This window comes from Marinilabilia salmonicolor, assembly GCF_003003035.1.
Lineage (GTDB): Bacteria > Bacteroidota > Bacteroidia > Bacteroidales > Marinilabiliaceae > Marinilabilia > Marinilabilia salmonicolor_A.
This window is the reverse complement of record NZ_PVTS01000018.1, coordinates 32144-52038: the sequence shown is the minus strand read 5'-3', so window position 1 is coordinate 52038 and position 19895 is coordinate 32144. Positions and strand designations below refer to the sequence as shown.

Sequence of the window (19895 nt, the reverse complement as noted above, 5' to 3'; positions counted from 1 at the left end):
TTTGATTTTCCGGATTTCAGACCCGTAAATCCTTTTCTATTCTCAAAAACCTGTTTATATTTGCAACCACAAATCGGGGGTGCCCAATGAATGGCTGAGAACAGACCCTTTGAACCTGAGACGGATAATGCCGGCGCAGGGAGATGTTCCCTCCTTTTATAATCATTCCCGGTTGTTTTAGTTTTTGGTGAATAGGCAGTAGAGAATAGATGATTAAACTCATCTGTCTGAAGATTCTATTAACTACTGACTAAAAACTAATCACTAATAAAATGCTGTGTATCGAGTTAGCAGCAATTGTACAATTCTATGTGTTTGGTCAGAAAGTGCCAGTTGCAAAGCCTGCCCCGATTTTTTTTTTGGGGGCTTGCGATGACGCCAAAAACGGAGTCCCGAAGTAGCTTTTGTAAGGTTTTTTAAATAAAAAACCAACAAAAAGCACAATCGGGATGAGTATTTTGGCGGCAAGCGTAACGAAGCAAATGGTGCTTTATGGACTGACACTATTTTAACTACAATGGGGTGCCTGATATAAGGCTGAGATCATACCCTCTGAACCTGGCCGGGTAATGCCGGCAAGGGAATGTATGATATTTTCCTCATTGCAGTTCAGTTTTATTTTAAACTTTAACTGCTTTGTCATGCAAAAATTATTTTTGATTGTGGGTCTGATTTTCTTTTCGACCCAAATGTTTTCACAAAACCATTTAAGCGGTGTGGTATCCACTCCCGAAGGAGAATTACTGACGGGTGCTTCGGTGCTAGTAAATCCGGGAAATCATGGAGCCGTCACCAATCAAGAGGGGGAGTTTAAGCTCTCCAAGATCCAACAACAGCAAGTAACTCTAACTGTTTCTTTTCTAGGATTCGAGAGCCTTCGGCAAAGTATCAATCTTTCGGAAACCAGCTTCGTCAAAGTGACTTTGACACCCCGTTCACATCTGACCGAGGAGGTTGTGGTCACAGCCTACCGTGCCGGCAACAAAACACCGGTGGCTCATACCGACCTTGGACGAGAGGAGCTGCAAAAGGCAGGAGCCGGAAATGACATTCCCTCCCTGCTGAAGCTCACCCCCTCACTAATCACCACTTCGGAAAGTGGCACCGGCCTGGGATACACCGCTTTTCGCATTCGGGGAACCGATCCTACCCGAATCAATGTGACTATGAATGGTGTACCGGTAAATGACGCCGAAAGCCAAGGTGTTTTCTGGGCCAACATGCCCGATTTTGCCAACTCCGTTGAAAATGTTCAGATACAACGGGGGGTAGGTACATCCACCCAGGGTTCAGCAGCTTTTGGGGCAAGCGTCAACTTTCAGACCACCACCAGCGAGCCCCGTGCCTATGCCGAACTGTCCTCCACTGCAGGATCTTTCAACACGCTCAAAAACAGCCTGCGAATGGGAACCGGTATGATCAACGACAAATTCTCTTTCGAAGGCCGCTATTCCCGCCTGAAAAGCGACGGATACATCCACAATGCTTTTTCCGACCACCAGTCCCTTTACCTGAGTGGAACCATGCACTTCGATCACAGCTTCCTGAAGATGATCGTTCTTCATGGTGATCAGGAAACCGGAATCAGTTGGTGGGGTGTACCGCAGGAACTGCTCGAAACCAACCGCAAATACAATCCCGCGGGCGTTTACACCGACGAGTTTGGCAACGAGCAGTATTACGAAGACCAGACCGACAATTACAAACAAACACACTCACAGCTTTTTTACAGCGTGGCCCCCAGCGACCGGCTCCACTTTACTGCCGCCCTTCACTACACACGTGGCGATGGATATTACGAACAGTACAAAGAAGACGAGGCTTTTGCTGATTATGCCCTCCCCAATATCAACATCGGAGATGCCACCATTGAGAACACCGATCTGATACGCCGCAAATGGATGGGCAATGATTTCTATGGCGCCACCCTTTCGGGAAATGCGTCCCTCCTGCCCGGGCTGGATTTTACCTTCGGCGGAGGATGGAACCAATATGACGGAAATCACTTTGGTCGCCTGATCTGGATGCGCTATGCCGGGAACACCGAAAAAGAGCATACCTGGTACTACAACAACGGGCTAAAAACCGAATACAACCTGTTCTCCAAGCTCAACTGGCAGGTTTCTCCGGCTTTAAGAACATTTGTGGATGTACAGTATCGCGGTATCAACTACGAAATGTCGGGCGAGGATGATGACCTGATGTCCCTGACTCAGGAGCATGATTTCAGCTTCATAAATCCCAAAGCAGGATTTTACTTCACTCCCGATCAGCAAAACAGTCTCTACATCTTTGCTGGTATTTCGAACCGTGAACCCACCCGCACCAATTTTAAGGAGGCCAAGAACTTACCCAATGAAACTCCACAAGCTGAACGCTTGTATGACATAGAACTTGGACACTATTTTCAGTCTGCCACTTTTAGCAGCGGTATCAACTTTTACTACATGTTATATAACGACCAGCTGATCCCTACTGGCAAAAAAAACAATGTGGGCAATGATATCATGACCAATGTGGAGAACAGTTATCGTGCCGGATTGGAACTGATGACAGCCATACAACCAGCCTCCTGGCTGAACTGGGATCTCAACATCACCCTCAGCCGGAATATCATCAGTGACTATGTGGAAACGGCTGTAAATTATGATGAAAACTGGTCAGAAGAAATTATCACCAAAGACCATGGAGATACCCAGATTGCCTATTCTCCATCCATAACAGGAAGCAGCAACCTTACCATAGAGCCACTAAAAGATTTCAGCATCTCAGTATTAAGCAAATATGTAGGTGAACAATACTTTGACAACACCGAAAGCGAGGCAAGGAAACTGGATGCCTATTTTGTGAATGACCTGATGCTTGGCTGGTCGCTGTTCCCAAAATCCTTCAAACAACTGGATTTGCAATTCACCATCCACAACGCTCTGGATCATAAATACGAAAGCAATGCCTATGGCGGCAACTGGTACGAGCAGGGACAAGAACAGACCTGGGCCTATTACTATCCCATGGCCGGGAGGTATTTTATGGGACAGGTGGTGATGAAATTTTAAAGCTGGTAGCTCTTAGCTGTTGGCTCAAAAGTTCAAATTTGATGTCATTCTGAGCTTGTCGAAGAATCTTTCCCATTGAAAGACAAATGTTTCGACTGCGCTCAACATGACACACCTTTGGAATATTATACTTTTGAGACAGCCTCCTTGAAGCGAATACTGAAGTGATATTTCGGGATATCCACTTTCAGGCCTTGCTGGCGCAAGCATTGTTTACACAGGGGCTGCTGAAAATGTCAGCAGCCCAATTTTTAATCTATTTTCTACTGTTCATTTTAATTCTTTACGCTTTTCAATAGGTTGCGGCCATTATAGCTTGGTTGATCAGGAGACATAACACACTACGTCTTCACATTATGTATTCAATGAATCATCATGCCATTTTGTGGGATTGCGGATAATGTAATTTTTTATTCGCTGATATTCTGCATCATTTCGGATAATATGGTCGTGGAAACGTGATTGCCAGGCAAAATGAACATTGTTGTTCCGTTCATCCGTAATTTTCCATTCATAGAAACGCCTTTACCACCAAACTGGTCCCCCGTAGGTGCTGGTTCCCCTGAAAAGCATTGTGACAATACCATATCCCAAGCTATTTGCCCTAACAACAAAAAGCCATTAACTAAGAATTAAGCTATTGGCTTGTAGCTCATGGCTCAACGCGTCTCTCTCTGCACCAAGCCCCAAGCTCCATGCCTCTACTCCTCCACTTCCGGATTTATCAACAGCCGCGAAAACCAATACCACTGACCGTCACTGTCACGGGTGGTAATAGTAACCGGAGTACGTCGTCTGCCTGCCGGCACGCTGAAGGAAAAAGTTAGCTGATCTCCATCACGTCTGACGGCTTGGGGAGATGATTTCCCGCCTATAAAGCAATTAAACGGACCGCCCAAATTGTCACCGGTAAGCTCTATTGAATAATCTATTTGCTCTCCTGAAGCTACAATTAGAGGCAACTGTTCGGCTTTACCAACTCTAACCGGATGCATATTCACTTTGCTGATGAACTGCTCCATGGAAACATGACTGCCGGCCACCGGAAAGCGGGGTACGGCATAAGGATGAGATGCATTGTTCATTACTCCCGAATTTTGAGCGAAAGCAATAAGGTAATCATGGTCTTTTACCACCTCCACCATCTCGGCAGAAAATTCTCCATAAGGATAAACGTAAGTTTTGGGAATCATTCCCAAATGCTCCTCGAAAAGAGATTCCGCTTTCAGCAAATCTGCTTCAAAAATGTCGGCTCTTGAAGAATCGGGTTCATCCACAAAATAATTATGCCGATGCGAGTGACTACCTATCTCCACCCCTTTCTCCATGAGTTCCTTCAACTGGTCCCAACTAATGTAATCGCCCCACCCCACACTTTCGGTATTAACATATAACGTGGCTTTCATTTTGTATTTTCCCAACAGAGGAATGCCATTTTCATAAAAAGAAGCAAAACCATCATCAATCGTTATGAGCACCTTTTTTCTATCGTCAGCCAGCCCGGATGTATCATTCAGCAGCTCACTAACCGTGTAGGATTTGAATCCATTGTCGGATAGATACTTCAAATGTTTTTCAAAAACCGACACAGAAGTATTGGTGGAGGGATACCGGGCATCACCAAACCGATGATAAACCAGACTTACCACTTCAAAATCTTTGTTCACCAGTTGCCAAAGAGGTTCCCCGGGGTTATCGGCAGAACTGTTTCCTGATGTATTGCCAGCGCAAGCAGCAGTTAATGGCAAGAAAATGAAAATTATAAATCTATGAATCCAGCAATTTCTTCCAGTTTTCATCATTTCTATCAATTTTCTCCAACCGGTAATGGTCATATTGAATAAAATCATTGAATTCGATTATTGTTCTCAGAGATGAAACATACCCCAGACGTTTCTCGGAATAATTGCTTAAAAACCAGATCAACCGATACGGATTTTGAGATTTCCTTCGGATATTTCGAAAATCCCTATAGGCATGCCCCCTTGCTACCACCAGAAGATAATCATAAACCGATTCGAAAAGTGTGTCATAGCTTCTCAGAAAAATCGCGTCCTCCCCTCGCGACTCCCCCGCCACAATGCGCGGCTCATTACTGTTGTAGGACCAAATTCCAAAAGCGTTGTTGGCCTCTTTAAAAAACCTGGAACTACCCCATCCGCTCTCAATGGCAGCCTGTGCAAGGATAATACTTAAGGGGTGCGGATGCAGACGGTTGAGCAAATCCCGCTCGTTTTGGGCATTAAACTTCTCCAAAAAACGATTCAGCTTTACGCTGTCTTCGGAAGAAAAACCTTGCTCCTTCGCATTTTCAAGAAGTTGCTCAACCTGAATCCGTTCGACGGCTATTTTCTCTTGTGCCAGAAGAATTGCCGGCAGCATCAGATGAATAAATCGCTTCTTGCGGTCTTTGACAGACAGTTCTGATAAGTCAGGCACGTGTGAATAAAGGACCGGTTTCACCACACTGTCAGAATGGATCACAATAGAATCGGCAGTATTAATATCAGCAATTATGACAGGGCTGCCTGCATGGGGCACGAGAATTTTGAACAAGATATATGCAAAAAAGGCAACAATCAGCAAGCCACCCACAACCAACAGCCCATTACGCCACGATAGTTTTTCCTTAATTCTTTTCAACATTTAGTTGTTTTTATTTACTTTTCCAATGTCTCCAATATACTAAAACTTAGCCAAAGCATTGGTGCCTGTCCGTGGAGATCACCCGAAACAAACAAAGTGAGTTCGATAACGCCTTAAAAAAACATTTTGCTTTTATCAATCCTTGCAATAAAACGGATAAACTGGGCTAAATAACTGTTTTCCTGAAAAAAAGCGGCAGAGCCGAGCAACAGTTTTATTTAAAAACGGCGATGCCGTTTAATGAGGCAGTCTAAAAAGTCCATTTTTTCTCTGTGCGTCTCTGTGATAAACTCTGCGTGCTCTGTGTTAATTTTTGAAATACACACTTGCGTTAGCAAGGATGGTTTTCGGTTTTCTGAAACTTTAACTTTTTTGACATCCTCCAAAATTCGTAAAATTCGTGGACAAAAAAATAATTGCGTAACAATTATGTTACTTCTAAAACGCCAGCAAAAAGTTCTTAACACACTCGCCAACAGTTGCTGTATTGTATCCCCCTTCCTGACAAATTAATGTTGGTATATTGAGCAAACTAAACGCTTTTCCGATCTCAAAATAATCGTGGGTATGCAAATTAAATCCCCCGATGGGATCGTCTTCGTGTGTATCGAAACCGGCAGCAATAATCAAAAAAGCCGGTTGATAGGCTCTGATTTTCTCTACAATTCGCCCCACAGCCTTAAGATATTCGTGCAGTTCCGTCTTTTTGGGAAGCGGCTCGTTGTGATTGGTTCCCACAGCCTGTCCCTTCCCCTTTTCATCAGCATAACCCCAAAAATAAGGATATTCAATGGAAGGATCGCAATGAATAGAAGCAGTAAAAACAGATTTCACTTCCTGAAAGAATTCCTGAGTGCCGTTTCCATGATGAAAATCCAGATCGACAATGGCCACCGTCCCCGAGGGCAACAAATACTCAGCAGCTGTTGCTGCATTATTGAAGTAACAATAACCCCCAAACACCCGTGGTCCGGCATGATGGCCCGATGGCCGGCATAATGCATAAACCCGGTTTTGTTTGTGGTCGCGCAGCATCTCTGCCCCTGTCAGGGCTGTCTCTGCCGAAGCTCTGGCAACATCATAGGTTTTTTGAGTAATGGGCGTCACCGCATCGGTACACCAGATACCTCCCCACAGCGGGGAATCCACTACCTTGGGCAGATGTGCTCCTTCTCCCGGGAATAAATCGGGATAAAACTCCTCACCCTCCTTCATCGACGCTGCCGTTTTTTTGATGTAATCGTGATAGGGGTGAATTTTGGCAATGTACCGCTCGGGAAACTCCCTGGCAGTGACAAACTTAAAGCGTTTATCTTCCCGAAGTACTTTTTTTATTGCTTCCACCCGCATGGGGGTGTCCTTAATTTCGTAAGCCTCAGGTCCCAGCTGAAATTTCCAGTAGGGATTGTGAAGACTGTCGTTGTATTTTTCTATGACGATCATGAATTAGATGTTAGAGATTAGAAGTTAGAGATTTAAAATAAGATAATGAGTTTTAAGGCAGAAGTTTATTAAAAAAATCACGATTGTCTGCAATGACCCCACCACCCCTCAATATCCTGCAAAGGCTCGTCATTACGAACGTAGTGAAGCAATCTCAATTCACAAACCGGACACCAATGAAACAGGCAAGGCAACGATTGCCTCAAAAGAGAATGTAAACAATCAACCATGCGAGTTCCATCAGACCAATAACTTAGCATAGTTTATTCATAAATTATCTGTTACGATGTTCAACTGCCTGCTAAATTCAGGCGTCCTCGATAAAAGTGACTTGAAAATAGTTTACTATTTCCTTCATCAATTTTATCTGCGGTTGCCCTAATTTATTGGCATTTCAACATCTCACAACAAAAACTTACGAATAAACCAGGTTAGATAAATTATTTACTGATAAAAAAAATACTGAACATTAACCACCCAGAGATTCTTGACTACTTTACCTATTGCATTATCAGGTTTGGCGGATTCCGATCCGCCATTCTGTGTCCATTATCTGATCGGCGCTCAACTTAGCTGCTTTGCTTGCCAAAGAATCCGCCAAACCTGTTCAGAGAACAACCGATCCTAAAAATTCTATTTTTGAACACCTCTACTTGATTTAGCCCGATTTACCCATTTCCTTTATGCAGAATCTCGAGTACCCGATCGTGGGGAATGGCAGGACACCAGCGCTGCAGGCGACCGCTCATTCCGCCAGAACAAAATATGGCATTGAGCACTGCCTCTTCTGTGGCTTCCACCACCGCTTCATATACCAGATTGATGTGATAATCCGAAATACATTTCAGCGTAATAAAATTACTGCCTGAAGGCGATGGTCGCGGCTTTCGGTTTCCGGTACTGAAGGCCACGATAATCTCCCCACTGGTTGAAGCTGCATAACTACCTGTTCTCCCCAATCCCAGGGCAGCCCGTTTGGAAAGGCGGTTCAGCTGACTGCTGATTAACGGCACATCGGTGGCCACCACAACAATCACTGAACCCTCAGACATTTCGCGGCGGCCTGCATAATCAAATTCACTGTCCAGCTGTTTTCCCACTACAGCCCCGTCAATGGTCAGATTCCGCATCTTCCCAAAATTGGACAATACCAATACACCCACGGTAAATCCACCACCTTCGGGCATATCAATGATGCGAGAGGACGTTCCGATACCCCCAGCAAAATCAAAGCTGGTCATCCCCACGCCGGCCCCCACCGACCCCTGCAGACAACCTTTCTCGGTAGCTGCTTCCATGGCCCTTGTGGCGTCCTGAGCACTGCAACTCCCTACCCGTACATCGTTCAAAAATGAGTCATCGGCTTCTCCTACAACCGGCAGAACCACATCCGTTTCGGTTCCCAGGCTGGGATATTTCTTTATCATCTGATTGATTACTCCGGCATGTACACGTCCCACCGAATGTGAATTGGTAAGCATTACAGGCGTTTCGAGCCATCCGGTTTCGATAACCTGTGTCAATCCGGCCATTTCGCCCACCCCATTAAGAATAAAGCCGCCTGCCACCAAACGATTTGTATAAGCATGACCGGCAGGCAGGATCGCAGTGACACCGGTTCGCACACTGGTAGCTTCCATCTGCCCGGGAAGCTGAACATTATCCTCAATACGTGTAAAATGCCCCACGCGTACCCCCTTCACATCTGTAATGGCATTTTGGATGCCGGGTTGTAACCGCCCCACCTGAATGCCCAATTCTCTGGCAGTCGGTCTTTGTTCTCCTGACCGGTAATCACTTGTCACACTTTTCCGGGGCTGACGCAAAGGAATTCTGTACCGTCGGGCAGCAGACCGGATTATTAACCGGATAACTTCCCGGAACTCCAATCCCCGGGTGCCGGCTGCCATCATCAGTGATGCATCGGGATGCAGGCTGGGCAATGGGTTGAGTTCTATAAAATAGGGCTGACCATTGGAATGCAGACGGATATCCACACGCCCCAGGTCGGGACAGGTCATGATATCAAATACCTGCCGGGCCATTTCCAGAACTGCCTTTTCTTCCTGAGCATTGATACGGGCAGGACAAACAACATGCACGGAATCAGCGGCAGAAGTTCCCTGCTTTAATCCATAATCGTAAATGTTGTATTTCCCTCCTGTTTTGCTCAGGTCGAAGGTATGCTCAACAATATCGAGAATCTTCCCGGGATAATTTTCAAGAAACGGGACACTGAGTTCACGTCCGGTAATAAACTCCTCCACCACTAACCCTGCAGGATAATGGCTCAGCATCTCCCGGATGCGTTTTTTAGCTGCCTCGGGGGTCTCCACCACCGAATCCTGCGAAATACCGATGCTTGACCCTTCGGAATTTGGCTTAATGATAAGCGGATAATTAAGTCCATCGGGAAGAATATTATCCTTTGGAGTAAGCAAAACACCCTGTGGAACCCGAATTCCTCGTGAAGCGAGGACCGTTTTTGCCAAATGCTTATCCAGATTTAAGTGCAGCAACGAGGCATTTCCTCCGGTAAACGGCACCCCCATTTGTTCGTAAAGTCCGGGATAAAAAGCTTCCCGGGAACTTCCGATGGTTCCTTCGGCCAGATTAAAGATCAATTCCGGTTCACTATCCAGAAGCCGTTCAATGACCTCATTCGGTTTACCCGATACTTCCACAACAGTAACGGTGTGTTGCAGACTGCTGATGGTTTTGTAAATCCGGTCGATATCTTCGGCAGATATCAGCTCCGCAGTAGCTTCTGAATCGTCACTGCGCAGATTGTAGGCGATCGTGATACGCATAAGAAAGGCCATTTTGAGTTTAAATAGTTTCTGTCCATAAAGTCCCGTTTACTGCGTTACGCCATTAGCGGAAATTGCTCATTTACTCAAGTAAACTCCGCATTTCCGCTAATGGCAAGCCTTGTAAACGGAACTTTCTGAACAGAAACAGCGAACTTGAGAAACTTTGCTTAGTTTATAGACAGACTCTATTTAGTGCTTGTCCATAAACTAAGCAACTTCTGTTTTTAGAGCTGTTTCTGGTCAGAAAGTGCCAATTGCCAGGCTAGCGAAGCCGCCAAAAACGGAGTTTACTAATCGTAAATGAGTATTTTGGCGGCAAGCGTAACGACGCAAGTGGTACTTTATGGACAGAAACTTCTAATTAAAGCTAAGCCCTTTTTGAAGAAAAAGTCAATAAAATAAACTCAGAAACATCATCAGGAAACAAATTTCTGCCCCTTTCTCAAAACTCAAATTTCAGAAACAACAGGGGAGTGAAGGTTACCGCTTCAGCATCAATGTATGCCGTATATAGCTGGTCAAGAGGAATCTGCTCAAAACTAATGTACTTTACATTGTAGTGATTAAGTGCATTAAGCAACGAAATACCTGCCTGTGCTTTAACATTCCCTCGCATTAACCGGTAAAACAAAGCCACATCCAGACGGGAATAATCGGGTTCCGTATATTCTTCACTCAAATAGTTGGCATACAAGGGGAACCCGCTTCCATAAACATAAGCAGCAGAAAAATGGAAGCGCTTAAAAAACCTCATCAACCCTGCAATTTTCAGCTCGTGCCGCTGGTCGTGAGGGGCACGGCGATAGTCATCCTGCACAAAATAAGAAAACCGTTCTTTTGCCTGTGCAAGGGAGTAGGAAATCCAAATGGTATTCGCATTAAAATCTCTCTTCAAAAACACATCCACTCCAAGACTGTAGCCTTCTCCTTTGTACACACTCTCTTCCGACTGATTGAAGCGCACATAACGAGTCAGACCGTTCACCGTTTTGTAAAAGGCATCAACATTTGCTGTGAAATCATTCCTTTTCCAGGAAGCCCCCATCACCCAATGTTGCGCCTCCAGAACCGGAATATCCTCTCCATCAGCCAAAGTCCATACATATCTGAAGTTTCCCGTTTCATCATACAGCGAACTTTTAACAATAAACTGATGATATGCACCCCAGGCAGCACTGGCAGAAAAAGCTCCCTGGGACTCATAAATCAGCTCCAGGCGGGGATCCGGATATCCTGAAGAGGTATAAAAAGAATAATTGTATCTGAGTCCCGGTTGAAAAACAATCCTTGGCAGCAACGGTATTTTATCCTTTACAAATCCGGCAATCCGCATTGCCGAGTACTCTGAATCCAGAACTGTGAGATTGGAAGAATCTTCTTGAATAGACAAGGTGTTGCTTATGCCTTCAAGTCCAAATGAGATTCTTTGATTATCCAGCAATTGAAAACCATAATCAAATTTTAAGTTCCCCTCTCCCACATTGGTTTCAGTATTCTTGTCAATTCCGGAAAACTGACGATTGAAACGGTTATTGGAGATGTTACGCTCCACACCATAGGTGGAAAAAAGGCCGGACCAGGCGCCTTTGATCTGAAAATGGTCGCCATTTTTTCGGTTTTTGCCCCAATACACACTTCCTCCTATTTGATGATTCTCCTCCGAAGTGCTTTGATATATGGTATTTCGCTGTCGCTCCTGCTCTGCCGTGTAAGAAAAATCGTCATCTCCACCCAAAAGACTGATGTAGAACAAGCTTCCGTCATCCTGATGAGAAGCATATTTGGCATTAAAATCACGAAAACGATAATCAGGTTTTACCGCTATTCGATATTCCAGGTCACTGTTATCAACATCCTCTGCATCAAACAAATCATAATACGTTTGCCGATATGCCAACGTTAAAGATGATTTTTCAGACAAAGGTGTTTCCACCATTCCATTCAAAGTCTCGTTGTTGATAAAAAAATGAAAACCAGCCCGTTGCCTCTTGCCGGTTTTTCCTGCAATATTTACCAATCCACCTGCTACATCATCAAAAGAAGCATCAAAACCTCCCTTTAAAACCTCCACACTCTTTGTCATAAAAGGGTTGATGGCACTGATGTTGTCGTTAAAATTTTTCAGCCCCCAAATGGTCATTCCATCAAACTTAACCCGGCTGGTGCCCTCGTAACTACCCCAGATTATCAGATCACCGGCCTGCTCTCCGGCAGCTACAACTCCGGGCTGAAGACGCAACAGGTTAAAAACGGAATTGTCGCCATTCCCGGGCAAGTAATCAGCAATATAGGTATTCAGGCTGATGAGTCCGGGACGCTCACCCACCTGAACCGACCGGGCAACAATATTGTCCCTGACAATTACCTCAGGCAAATCGTAAGAAAAGGGTGTCAAAAAAATTTTGTGATTGCTCCCCGGTGCCAGAAGTATATCAACGACAAAACATCCCAGGTGGGATGCTTTCATACTAAAAACCGAATCCTCATCGGAAACAAAACTAAAAGATCCTTTAACATCGGTGACAAGACTATGATCGCCAATCTGAATATGTGAAAAAGCCAGGGGCTCACCTGTTCCTTTTTCAAGCACCTGGCCTGCAATTAAAAACCGGGAAGGCTGAATACCCTTAGCCCCCTGAAAGATAACATACACATTCCCCATTAACTCCCACTGAAGCGGTAACCCGGCCAACAGAGCATTCAGCAATTTATCCACCGAAGAAAAAGTTCCGGATACAGAAATAAAATACGCAGACAAATTACGGTCATCAAAGGAAAAACGAAGCGAATATTGCTGACGAAGTTCAATAAGAGCCCTGTTCAGCGGTTTTTCCGTGAACTCAACCCTGTATTCCTGCCCCTGAAGTTGAGACAAGCCAAGGTAAAACATTAATAAAAGAATCAACAACCCTCTTTTAACCGGCATTTTAGAGTCCGTCTATAAATTTTTAGTCATTCAGTTATTCGATATCCATTATCTGTTTTCTGATATATCAATCCATAAGGGCGACAAACCATTTTCAACACCCGGTCGATAGACTCCTTACGTGAGAAATTTCCTGAATAAAGATAATCCGGAAGGTCATCGAGCTTAATCTCAACTGCATACTGACGCTCTATTTCACCAAATACTTTTTCTATAGGCGTGGCAGTAAACATAAACATCTCATTTCTCCACGAAACCACTTCTTCCCTGTTCTTTAAAACCGATAGGCGCAAACCGCCCTCATTTGTGAGGGTTGCCTGCTCCAGCTGCGTTATTTCCAATAAATGTCCGCTTTTGGAGGCCTCCACCCGCACTTTACCCGAATAACAGGTCACCTGATAATCGTCATTCCGGGCATAAATATTAAAAGTTGTTCCCAGCACAGAAGTTGTTCCGTAAGAAGATTTCACACTAAATTTTCTCCCTTCTCTTACGTCAAAGAAAACCTCTCCTGTCATCTCCACCTCACGGTTCATAAACCACCAATAGGGCTGATAACTAACCCGGGAACCGGCATTTAATTCCACAGAGGAACCATCCGGCAGCTTTGCGGTAATATGTTCTCCATACGTAGCAACAACATCAGTAGTGTACAATTTCATAAACATTCCGGATCCAAGCAGTACCAAAATAACAGCAGCAACCCACCAGATTTGCTGTAAAAAAGGGGAAGATACCGGCTCCGGAGTGATTGTTCTATCCGATTGGATAACTTGGGACAATTCGCTCCAAACCTTATCCGCAGATCTTTCGTAGGATAGATCCAGTCCGGGAAGATCGTTGAATCTGTCGGATTTTTCAGAGCTTTTATGTAAGTTATGCTTTTGCATCTCTTTATTTTAAAAATCCATCAGTAGAAAAATCATAAAAGAGTCTCCTTTAGAAACTTAAGCGCCTTGGTCATCCTTTTCTCCACTGCTTTGACACTAACCCCAAGTCGCTCTGCTATTTCACGGTTCTTAAGTTCCTCTTCGCGACTCATAAGGAAAACCACCCTCAACTTATCTGACATTGATTGCAAGGCCCGCTGATATTTTGCTTCCAGTTCCTGGTATTGTAATTCGTCCTGTGGGGAATCTGACTCCTCCCGATGGTCATTGTTTTGAAAAGCAAAATTGGCAACAGTCTGAGCGTGTCGGTACTCACTAATAAAAATATCGTGTCCTATTTTAAAGAGGAGACCCTTTAATTTGGCAGGGTCTCCTTTTGGCTGTTTTTCCCAGATGCGGAGAAAACACTCCTGAGCAATATCGGTGGCGAGCTCTTTGTCTCCCGACCGGTAATAAAGATAATTGCGCAGTCCATTGAAATTCGCATCAAACAAGGATTTAAAATCTTCTCGTGTCACACCCGGAATTAAATTTACATTATTGTACTAACTAATTCTGACCACCTTTCCCGGCTTGTTCCCTGACACGTTTACCGACGGCAAATCGCTTTTGCTCTCTGGAAGCTGTCATTTCACAGGTATTGTCACAGGTACCATCACCATAATTCAGAGAACCAAAAGCCAGGCCATTTGCAGAATACATCACTTCACCCTCTGCAATATAGCGACAATCGCCCCTGAGCTGCAATGCCTGACGGATTTCACGACGGTATTCATTGCCATCAGAATCCTGGCAGTTGGCAAATCCGGTGATACTCATTTGATCATCACCAAAATTAAAGGGAGTACCCATCCCCTGATTCCAGGTACGCTCAAGATCTGCATAACATTCAACCTCAGTTCCGTCGGGCAAAGTCACCACAAGATCACGTACAATATGTACTACACGGCCGTCATCAAGACTAACAAGCTCTTTGGTAATGGTTCCGTTAATCACCAATGAATCAACGCTGAAACTGGTAAATGTCACGGTACGAGTTGCACCTTCAGTGTTCATTGGAGCAGAGATAACAATCTCCACCAACCCGCTGATAATTCTTCCGTTTTCCAGTTCTGTTTCCTCGCCATAATCCAGTGTTATGGTTTTCGGAAAATCACCATCATTCTGATCAACATTCACATCAGGAGCTTCGCCCAATCTGTAGCGATTCCGGTATTGATCTCCGGTTCCTGATTTCAAATCAGCACTTGTTCCGGCATCCGCACTCAGTCCTTCCAGAGTAGCAGCAGTTCCGGAAAAAAGATCCACTTCATAATCTACTGATTCGATAGCGTCCTGAATGGCAACATCAGTAGTAATCACTGACTCAACTGTCATTGAAAAATCAGGTGTTACAAAATCACTGGCCGGGATGATCTCATCATCCTCATTACAACCCGTAAAAATCATCGCGGATCCCAGCATCAAGCTAAATAATAACTTTTTCATGGCTTTAATTTTAAAATCGGTTTTTAACAATAGCTTTTATAGAGATACCGCATGAAAAAGATTTTACCCTACCTTTTTTTTCATTTTTTCTGTCACCGGGCAGGAATCGTAAAGAAAAAAGTACTGCCTTTACTCAATTCTGATTCAATTCTTATTTTGCCTCCGAGCATATCGATATAGGCCTTTGAAATAGACAAACCCAATCCGGCCCCTTCATAACCGCTTGAATACCCGGAATCAACCTGTATAAAGCGCTCCAGTACAGCCTGCTGATTCTCCTTGCTGATTCCGATACCTGTATCACACACAAAAAACTCAAAAAATTGACCTTTCTTTTGATAGCCAAATTTAATGCCTCCCTGATGGGTAAACTTAATAGAGTTCTTGATCATATTGGTCAGAATGGCATACAATTTTTCCTTATCGGTGGTTACAAAAACTTCAGAATCATCCATGGGACAATATTTTTCGAATTGCAGATTCTTTCCTTTAGCCTCTACCAAAAAGAATTTATACAAATAAGTCATCTGCTGATTGATGTTCACAGGCTCAGGTTTCAATTCCATCTGGCCCGATTCAATTTTAGAAATATTGATCAGGTCATTGATAATTCCCATTAACCGGTGTCCGCTTTTTCGAATAATTCCGACATATTCTTCTTTCTCCTCACCCGTCAGATGCGGATCTTTCAACAAATCGGCAAATCCCAGGATACCGTTCATAGGTGTTCTGATTTCATGACTCATGTTGGCCAGAAAAGCTGACTTCAGACGATCAGATTCTTCAGCCTTTTCTTTGGCCAGCAACAACTCCTGATCTGCTTTTTTCCGGTTGGTAATATCTACCCAGTAACCAATCATCTCAACAGGCTGACCTTCCTTATCATAAATGAGCCGGGTCTCGTCCAGCATCCAGATATAGTTTCCATTCTTGCAACGAAACCTATATTCCGTCACACAATGTCCCTTTTCAATACACTTCTCCAATAATGGAATCGCCTTTTCCTGATCATCCGGATGCAAATGATCTGTCCAAAAACTGTCATTTTGCAAAAAATCGGAAGGCTGAAATCCTGTAAGTGAAGTGACATTTTCGCTAATAAAAGTCCATTGAAACGGAGAATTAGCTTCGGAAGTATAAATAACAGCCGGATTGGAAGAGAGCATATGCCGCATCCGCTCACTGTTTTTCATCAGGCTTTCCTCTGCATTTATCCGGTGGGTAATATCTTCATGCATCAACACAATATATTCAAGATTACCGTCGGAAAGGAAAACCGGAAACATTACTGAACCAATACATCTGGGATTATCAGGATATCTATTATCCACCAGGTGTGCATTGTACCAAATAGGAGGAGTCTGAATCACCTTACCATTAAAAACCTTTGAGAGTTGTTCCTGCAATCCACCACCTCTAATCTGGGCATCCTTCAGAATCGACCATCCTTTGTCCGGTTCTGTCTTAAAAAGATCCATAAAGGCTTTATTGGATCGAATATGATACCCTTCATTATCCAGGATCTGAATACTATAAGGGTTATGCTCAATAATTCGGTTCAAAACATCAGACACCTTCTGAACCTCTTCCTCTGATTTGTGTATCTCGGTAATATCCTGTGTAATCCCCACCACCTCAATCACCTCTCCAGCATCATTTTCTTTCGAAGGCACCAACTTTACAGAATAATAACGATTATCATGTAAAAACCCCCTGTATTCCGTTGGGTCACCGTTAAATGCTTCATCATAATGTGGCTTTAACTGAAAATAAGCAACATCTCCCAGCAATGATCTCAGGGATTTTCCTCCAAGCTGGTGAGTCTGAAAATTGTATTTTCGGGCAATCCCTCCCTCACTGAACCGGGGATAATACTCACCGCTTTCCTTGATAATTCGATAAATATGACTGTCTAGTTTACTGATGATATTCAGAAGATCATATTCCCTGGCTTGTACCCCGGCAAGTTGCTTTTCAAGCCGGGCAATCTTATGTTGAGCCTGGTTTAATTCATCCCGGATGCTCATAAGTTAAGAATTTAAAAATCTAACTTGAATAAGTTACACAAAAAAACGGAGTTGTAAACACCCAAAATCCTAAAATCGCTGTAATCCTGTTTCCCACAAAGGTTTTTAAAGAGAAATATAAAGCCTTTCATTGGTGTCCGGTTAAAAATTTGAGATTGCTTCACTACGTTCGCAATGAACGGGACTTTAAAGGATATTTAGGGTTGGTAGGGATTGATTTTCGGTAAAGCCGAAAATCAATCCCTACCAACCCAGCTTAAAACATGAAAGACAGTGTCATTGCAAGCAAAGCGAAGCAATCTCCTTTCAAAAAACATGTTTCTCCGGCCACTAGTAAAAGCTTTTACAGAAATTAGAAAATACAAAAATTCAATCTTTAGAAAGGAAGTCCGGCCAACTTTAATATTTTTGTATAACGAGGAACTGAAAACAACGAAACATCATCGATCCGGCTTTAAATCTAAACCTTTAAAGTCATAACAATCAGTGAAATGAAAACAGCAATCATCTATACCTCAAAGCATGGAACAACCCGCAAAGTAGCAGAAGAGATAGCCGGTCTGCTTTCGCCAAATGAAGTAACACTTATAATGGCCGGACAGAAAGAAGAAACAGACCTCGAGTTATACGACAAAATAATCGTAGGTGGTTCCATCCATGCCGGAACCATCAGTAAATCATTGAGGAAATTTCTAAAATCACACCGAAACCTGCTGCTACGGAAACATCTGGGGTTGTTTCTTTGCTGCATGTTTGAAGAGGAAGCAGAGGAGCAAATGCACAGAGCCTTCCCCGAAGATTTACGCAACCACGCCAAAAGTTGTCATTTGGTTGGCGGGGAATATCTCTTCGAAGAGATGAATTTTATTGAAAAAGCGATGACACGAAAAATAGCCGGAGTAAGCGACTCCGTTTCAAGGCTAAAACATGACAAGATCAATCAACTGGTTCGGGAGTTGAGTTAACATCCACCTCACCCCTTCATCACATTCTCAAACTCCTGCCAAAGATTGTCATCCTTCGGCACAGGGGCTTCAATGGTAACAGGTTCCTGCTTTACAGGATGGATAAAATTAATCCGCCTTGCATGCAGGGAAATCCCGCCCCCTTTGTTGGAACGTGAAAACCCATATTTCAGGTCACCTTTGATGGGACAACCGATTTTGGCCAGCTGACTGCGAATTTGATGATGACGCCCCGTTTGAAGATCAACTTCCAGCAGGTGATAGTTCGAAGTACTGGAGATTAAGCGATACTTAAGGACTGCCTCTTTGGCCCCCAGCCTTTTTTTAGGAAATGCATAAGACTTATTATTATTACTGTCCTTAAGCATAAAGTGATGCAAAACATCCTCATCCTGAGGGGGCAGATTTTTTACCACCGCCCAATAAGTTTTTTTGACCTCTTTCTCCTGAAACATTTTATTCATGCGGCTCAGCGCTTTGCTGGTTCTGGCAAACAAAACCACGCCACTCACCGGCCGGTCGAGCCGGTGCACAACACCAAGAAACACATCCCCCGGCTTATTGTATTTCTTTTTCAGATAAGTTTTTACCTTATCACTAAGTGGTTCATCACCGGTTTCATCGCCCTGCACCAGGTCTGAACCGGTTTTATTTATAGCAATCAGGTGATTATCTTCGTAAAGTACTTCTAAGTCCATGGTGAAATTTTCTTTGTTATTCAATATCGCACAAAGCTATGCACGAAAAACAGGCTGATATCGGGCTAACAACCAACCTTTAATACTGCTCCCGCTCGTTGGGGAAATCACCCGACTTCACATCTTCTATATAATTCCGGACAGCCCCGGTAATTTCAGCAAACAGATTATGGTAACGGCGCAAGAACCTGGGTGAAAATGATTGATTTATGCCAAGCATATCATGTACCACCAGCACTTGTCCGTCCACCCCGTTTCCGGCACCGATGCCAATCACGGGAATTTTTAGCTCGGAAGCCACCTGGGCTGCCAGTTTTGCCGGAATCTTTTCCAAAACCAAAGCAAAACAACCGGCCTCCTCAAGCAAGTGAGCATCTTCAATAAGCTTTTTAGCCTCTTCCTCCTGACGTGCACGAACGGTATAGGTACCGAATTTATGGATAGACTGTGGGGTAAGTCCCAAATGTCCCATCACGGGAATCCCCGCAGAAAGAATACGTTTTACAGATTCCACGATTTCCACACCCCCCTCAAGCTTGATGGCATCTGCTGCTGTCTCTTTCATTATGCGAATAGCAGAGTGAAGTGCCTCACGACTATTACCCTGATAAGAACCAAAGGGAAGATCCACCACCACAAGTGCCGTCTTTACAGCTCTCACCACCGATGCTCCGTGATAAATCATCTGATCAAGAGTTATGGGAAGGGTAGTTTCCCATCCGGCCATCACATTGGAGGCCGAATCGCCTACCAATACCACATCAAGCCCTGCCTGATCAACGATGCTGGCCATAGAATAATCATAAGCGGTGAGCATGGAAATCTTCTCACCTTTCATCTTCATTTCACTCAAAACGTGTGTCGTCACCTTTCTGGGACGTTCATTTGCAACTGACATAATGAAATATTTTTTATCCAATCGGCAAAGTTACCACTTTAATTG

Annotated in this window: 13 protein-coding genes and 2 riboswitches; of the genes, 2 read left to right on the top strand and 11 right to left on the bottom strand. The window is 44.0% G+C overall.

Annotated features, from left to right (window positions below; all coding sequences use genetic code 11):
* Positions 1–65 precede the first annotated feature (65 nt).
* A riboswitch (TPP riboswitch) is annotated at positions 66–159 on the top strand.
* Between the two features lie 349 nt (positions 160–508).
* Positions 509–600: riboswitch (TPP riboswitch) on the top strand.
* Positions 601–641: 41 nt separating this feature from the next.
* Entirely contained in the window at positions 642–3056 is a 2415-nt protein-coding gene (locus tag BY457_RS15680; RefSeq protein ID WP_181256507.1) for a TonB-dependent receptor, read from the top strand.
* Positions 3057–3757: 701 nt separating this feature from the next.
* On the opposite strand, the gene BY457_RS15675 is transcribed toward BY457_RS15680, so the two are convergent.
* The 9 genes from BY457_RS15675 to BY457_RS15635 form a co-directional block, all read right to left on the bottom strand.
* A complete protein-coding gene (locus BY457_RS15675) occupies positions 3758–4804 on the bottom strand; it encodes a polysaccharide deacetylase family protein (RefSeq protein WP_258176767.1) in 1047 nt (348 codons plus the stop codon).
* 19 nt (positions 4805–4823) lie between these two features.
* Positions 4824–5702, bottom strand: a complete 879-nt coding sequence (locus BY457_RS15670) for a glucosaminidase domain-containing protein (RefSeq protein WP_106154275.1) — start codon at positions 5700–5702, stop codon at positions 4824–4826.
* Positions 5703–6140: 438 nt separating this feature from the next.
* Complete coding sequence (locus BY457_RS15665; RefSeq protein ID WP_106154274.1) at positions 6141–7145, bottom strand: histone deacetylase family protein; 1005 nt, start codon at positions 7143–7145, stop codon at positions 6141–6143.
* Positions 7146–7813: 668 nt separating this feature from the next.
* Positions 7814–9955, bottom strand: a complete 2142-nt coding sequence (locus tag BY457_RS15660; protein ID WP_181256506.1) for a P1 family peptidase — start codon at positions 9953–9955, stop codon at positions 7814–7816.
* Between the two features lie 445 nt (positions 9956–10400).
* On the bottom strand, positions 10401–12863 hold the full coding sequence (locus tag BY457_RS15655; protein ID WP_258176766.1) for a TonB-dependent receptor: 2463 nt from the start codon (positions 12861–12863) through the stop codon (positions 10401–10403).
* Between the two features lie 47 nt (positions 12864–12910).
* Entirely contained in the window at positions 12911–13774 is an 864-nt protein-coding gene (locus BY457_RS15650) for a FecR family protein (protein WP_106154271.1), read from the bottom strand.
* 32 nt (positions 13775–13806) lie between these two features.
* On the bottom strand, positions 13807–14292 hold the full coding sequence (locus BY457_RS15645; RefSeq protein ID WP_106154270.1) for a sigma-70 family RNA polymerase sigma factor: 486 nt from the start codon (positions 14290–14292) through the stop codon (positions 13807–13809).
* A gap of 31 nt (positions 14293–14323) precedes the next feature.
* On the bottom strand, positions 14324–15262 hold the full coding sequence (locus BY457_RS15640) for a hypothetical protein (protein ID WP_106154317.1): 939 nt from the start codon (positions 15260–15262) through the stop codon (positions 14324–14326).
* 92 nt (positions 15263–15354) lie between these two features.
* Positions 15355–17289: a PAS domain-containing protein gene (locus tag BY457_RS15635; RefSeq protein WP_106154269.1), complete on the bottom strand. Its 1935-nt coding sequence runs from the start codon at positions 17287–17289 to the stop codon at positions 15355–15357.
* 491 nt (positions 17290–17780) lie between these two features.
* Between BY457_RS15635 and BY457_RS15630 the strand changes: the two genes are divergently transcribed.
* Entirely contained in the window at positions 17781–18254 is a 474-nt protein-coding gene (locus BY457_RS15630; protein WP_106154268.1) for a flavodoxin domain-containing protein, read from the top strand.
* Between the two features lie 8 nt (positions 18255–18262).
* Here BY457_RS15630 and BY457_RS15625 read toward each other — a convergent pair whose 3' ends face one another.
* Together BY457_RS15625 and panB are read right to left on the bottom strand one after the other, a co-directional pair.
* Positions 18263–18952: an RluA family pseudouridine synthase gene (locus BY457_RS15625; protein WP_106154267.1), complete on the bottom strand. Its 690-nt coding sequence runs from the start codon at positions 18950–18952 to the stop codon at positions 18263–18265.
* 79 nt (positions 18953–19031) lie between these two features.
* A complete protein-coding gene (gene panB, locus BY457_RS15620) occupies positions 19032–19850 on the bottom strand; it encodes a 3-methyl-2-oxobutanoate hydroxymethyltransferase (RefSeq protein ID WP_106154266.1) in 819 nt (272 codons plus the stop codon).
* Positions 19851–19895: the final 45 nt, after the last annotated feature.

Bases quoted from the DNA above. Each gene is read 5' to 3' on its own strand.
- BY457_RS15625 (WP_106154267.1), bottom strand. From the start codon at position 18,952: ATGGACTTAGAAGTACTTTACGAAGATAATCACCTGATTGCTATAAAT.
- BY457_RS15650 (WP_106154271.1), bottom strand. From the start codon at position 13,774: ATGCAAAAGCATAACTTACATAAAAGCTCTGAAAAATCCGACAGATTC.
- BY457_RS15660 (WP_181256506.1), bottom strand. From the start codon at position 9,955: ATGCGTATCACGATCGCCTACAATCTGCGCAGTGACGATTCAGAAGCT.
- BY457_RS15635 (WP_106154269.1), bottom strand. From the start codon at position 17,289: ATGAGCATCCGGGATGAATTAAACCAGGCTCAACATAAGATTGCCCGG.
- panB (WP_106154266.1), bottom strand. From the start codon at position 19,850: ATGTCAGTTGCAAATGAACGTCCCAGAAAGGTGACGACACACGTTTTG.
- BY457_RS15665 (WP_106154274.1), bottom strand. From the start codon at position 7,145: ATGATCGTCATAGAAAAATACAACGACAGTCTTCACAATCCCTACTGG.
- BY457_RS15670 (WP_106154275.1), bottom strand. From the start codon at position 5,702: ATGTTGAAAAGAATTAAGGAAAAACTATCGTGGCGTAATGGGCTGTTG.
- BY457_RS15630 (WP_106154268.1), top strand. From the start codon at position 17,781: ATGAAAACAGCAATCATCTATACCTCAAAGCATGGAACAACCCGCAAA.
- BY457_RS15640 (WP_106154317.1), bottom strand. From the start codon at position 15,262: ATGAAAAAGTTATTATTTAGCTTGATGCTGGGATCCGCGATGATTTTT.
- BY457_RS15680 (WP_181256507.1), top strand. From the start codon at position 642: ATGCAAAAATTATTTTTGATTGTGGGTCTGATTTTCTTTTCGACCCAA.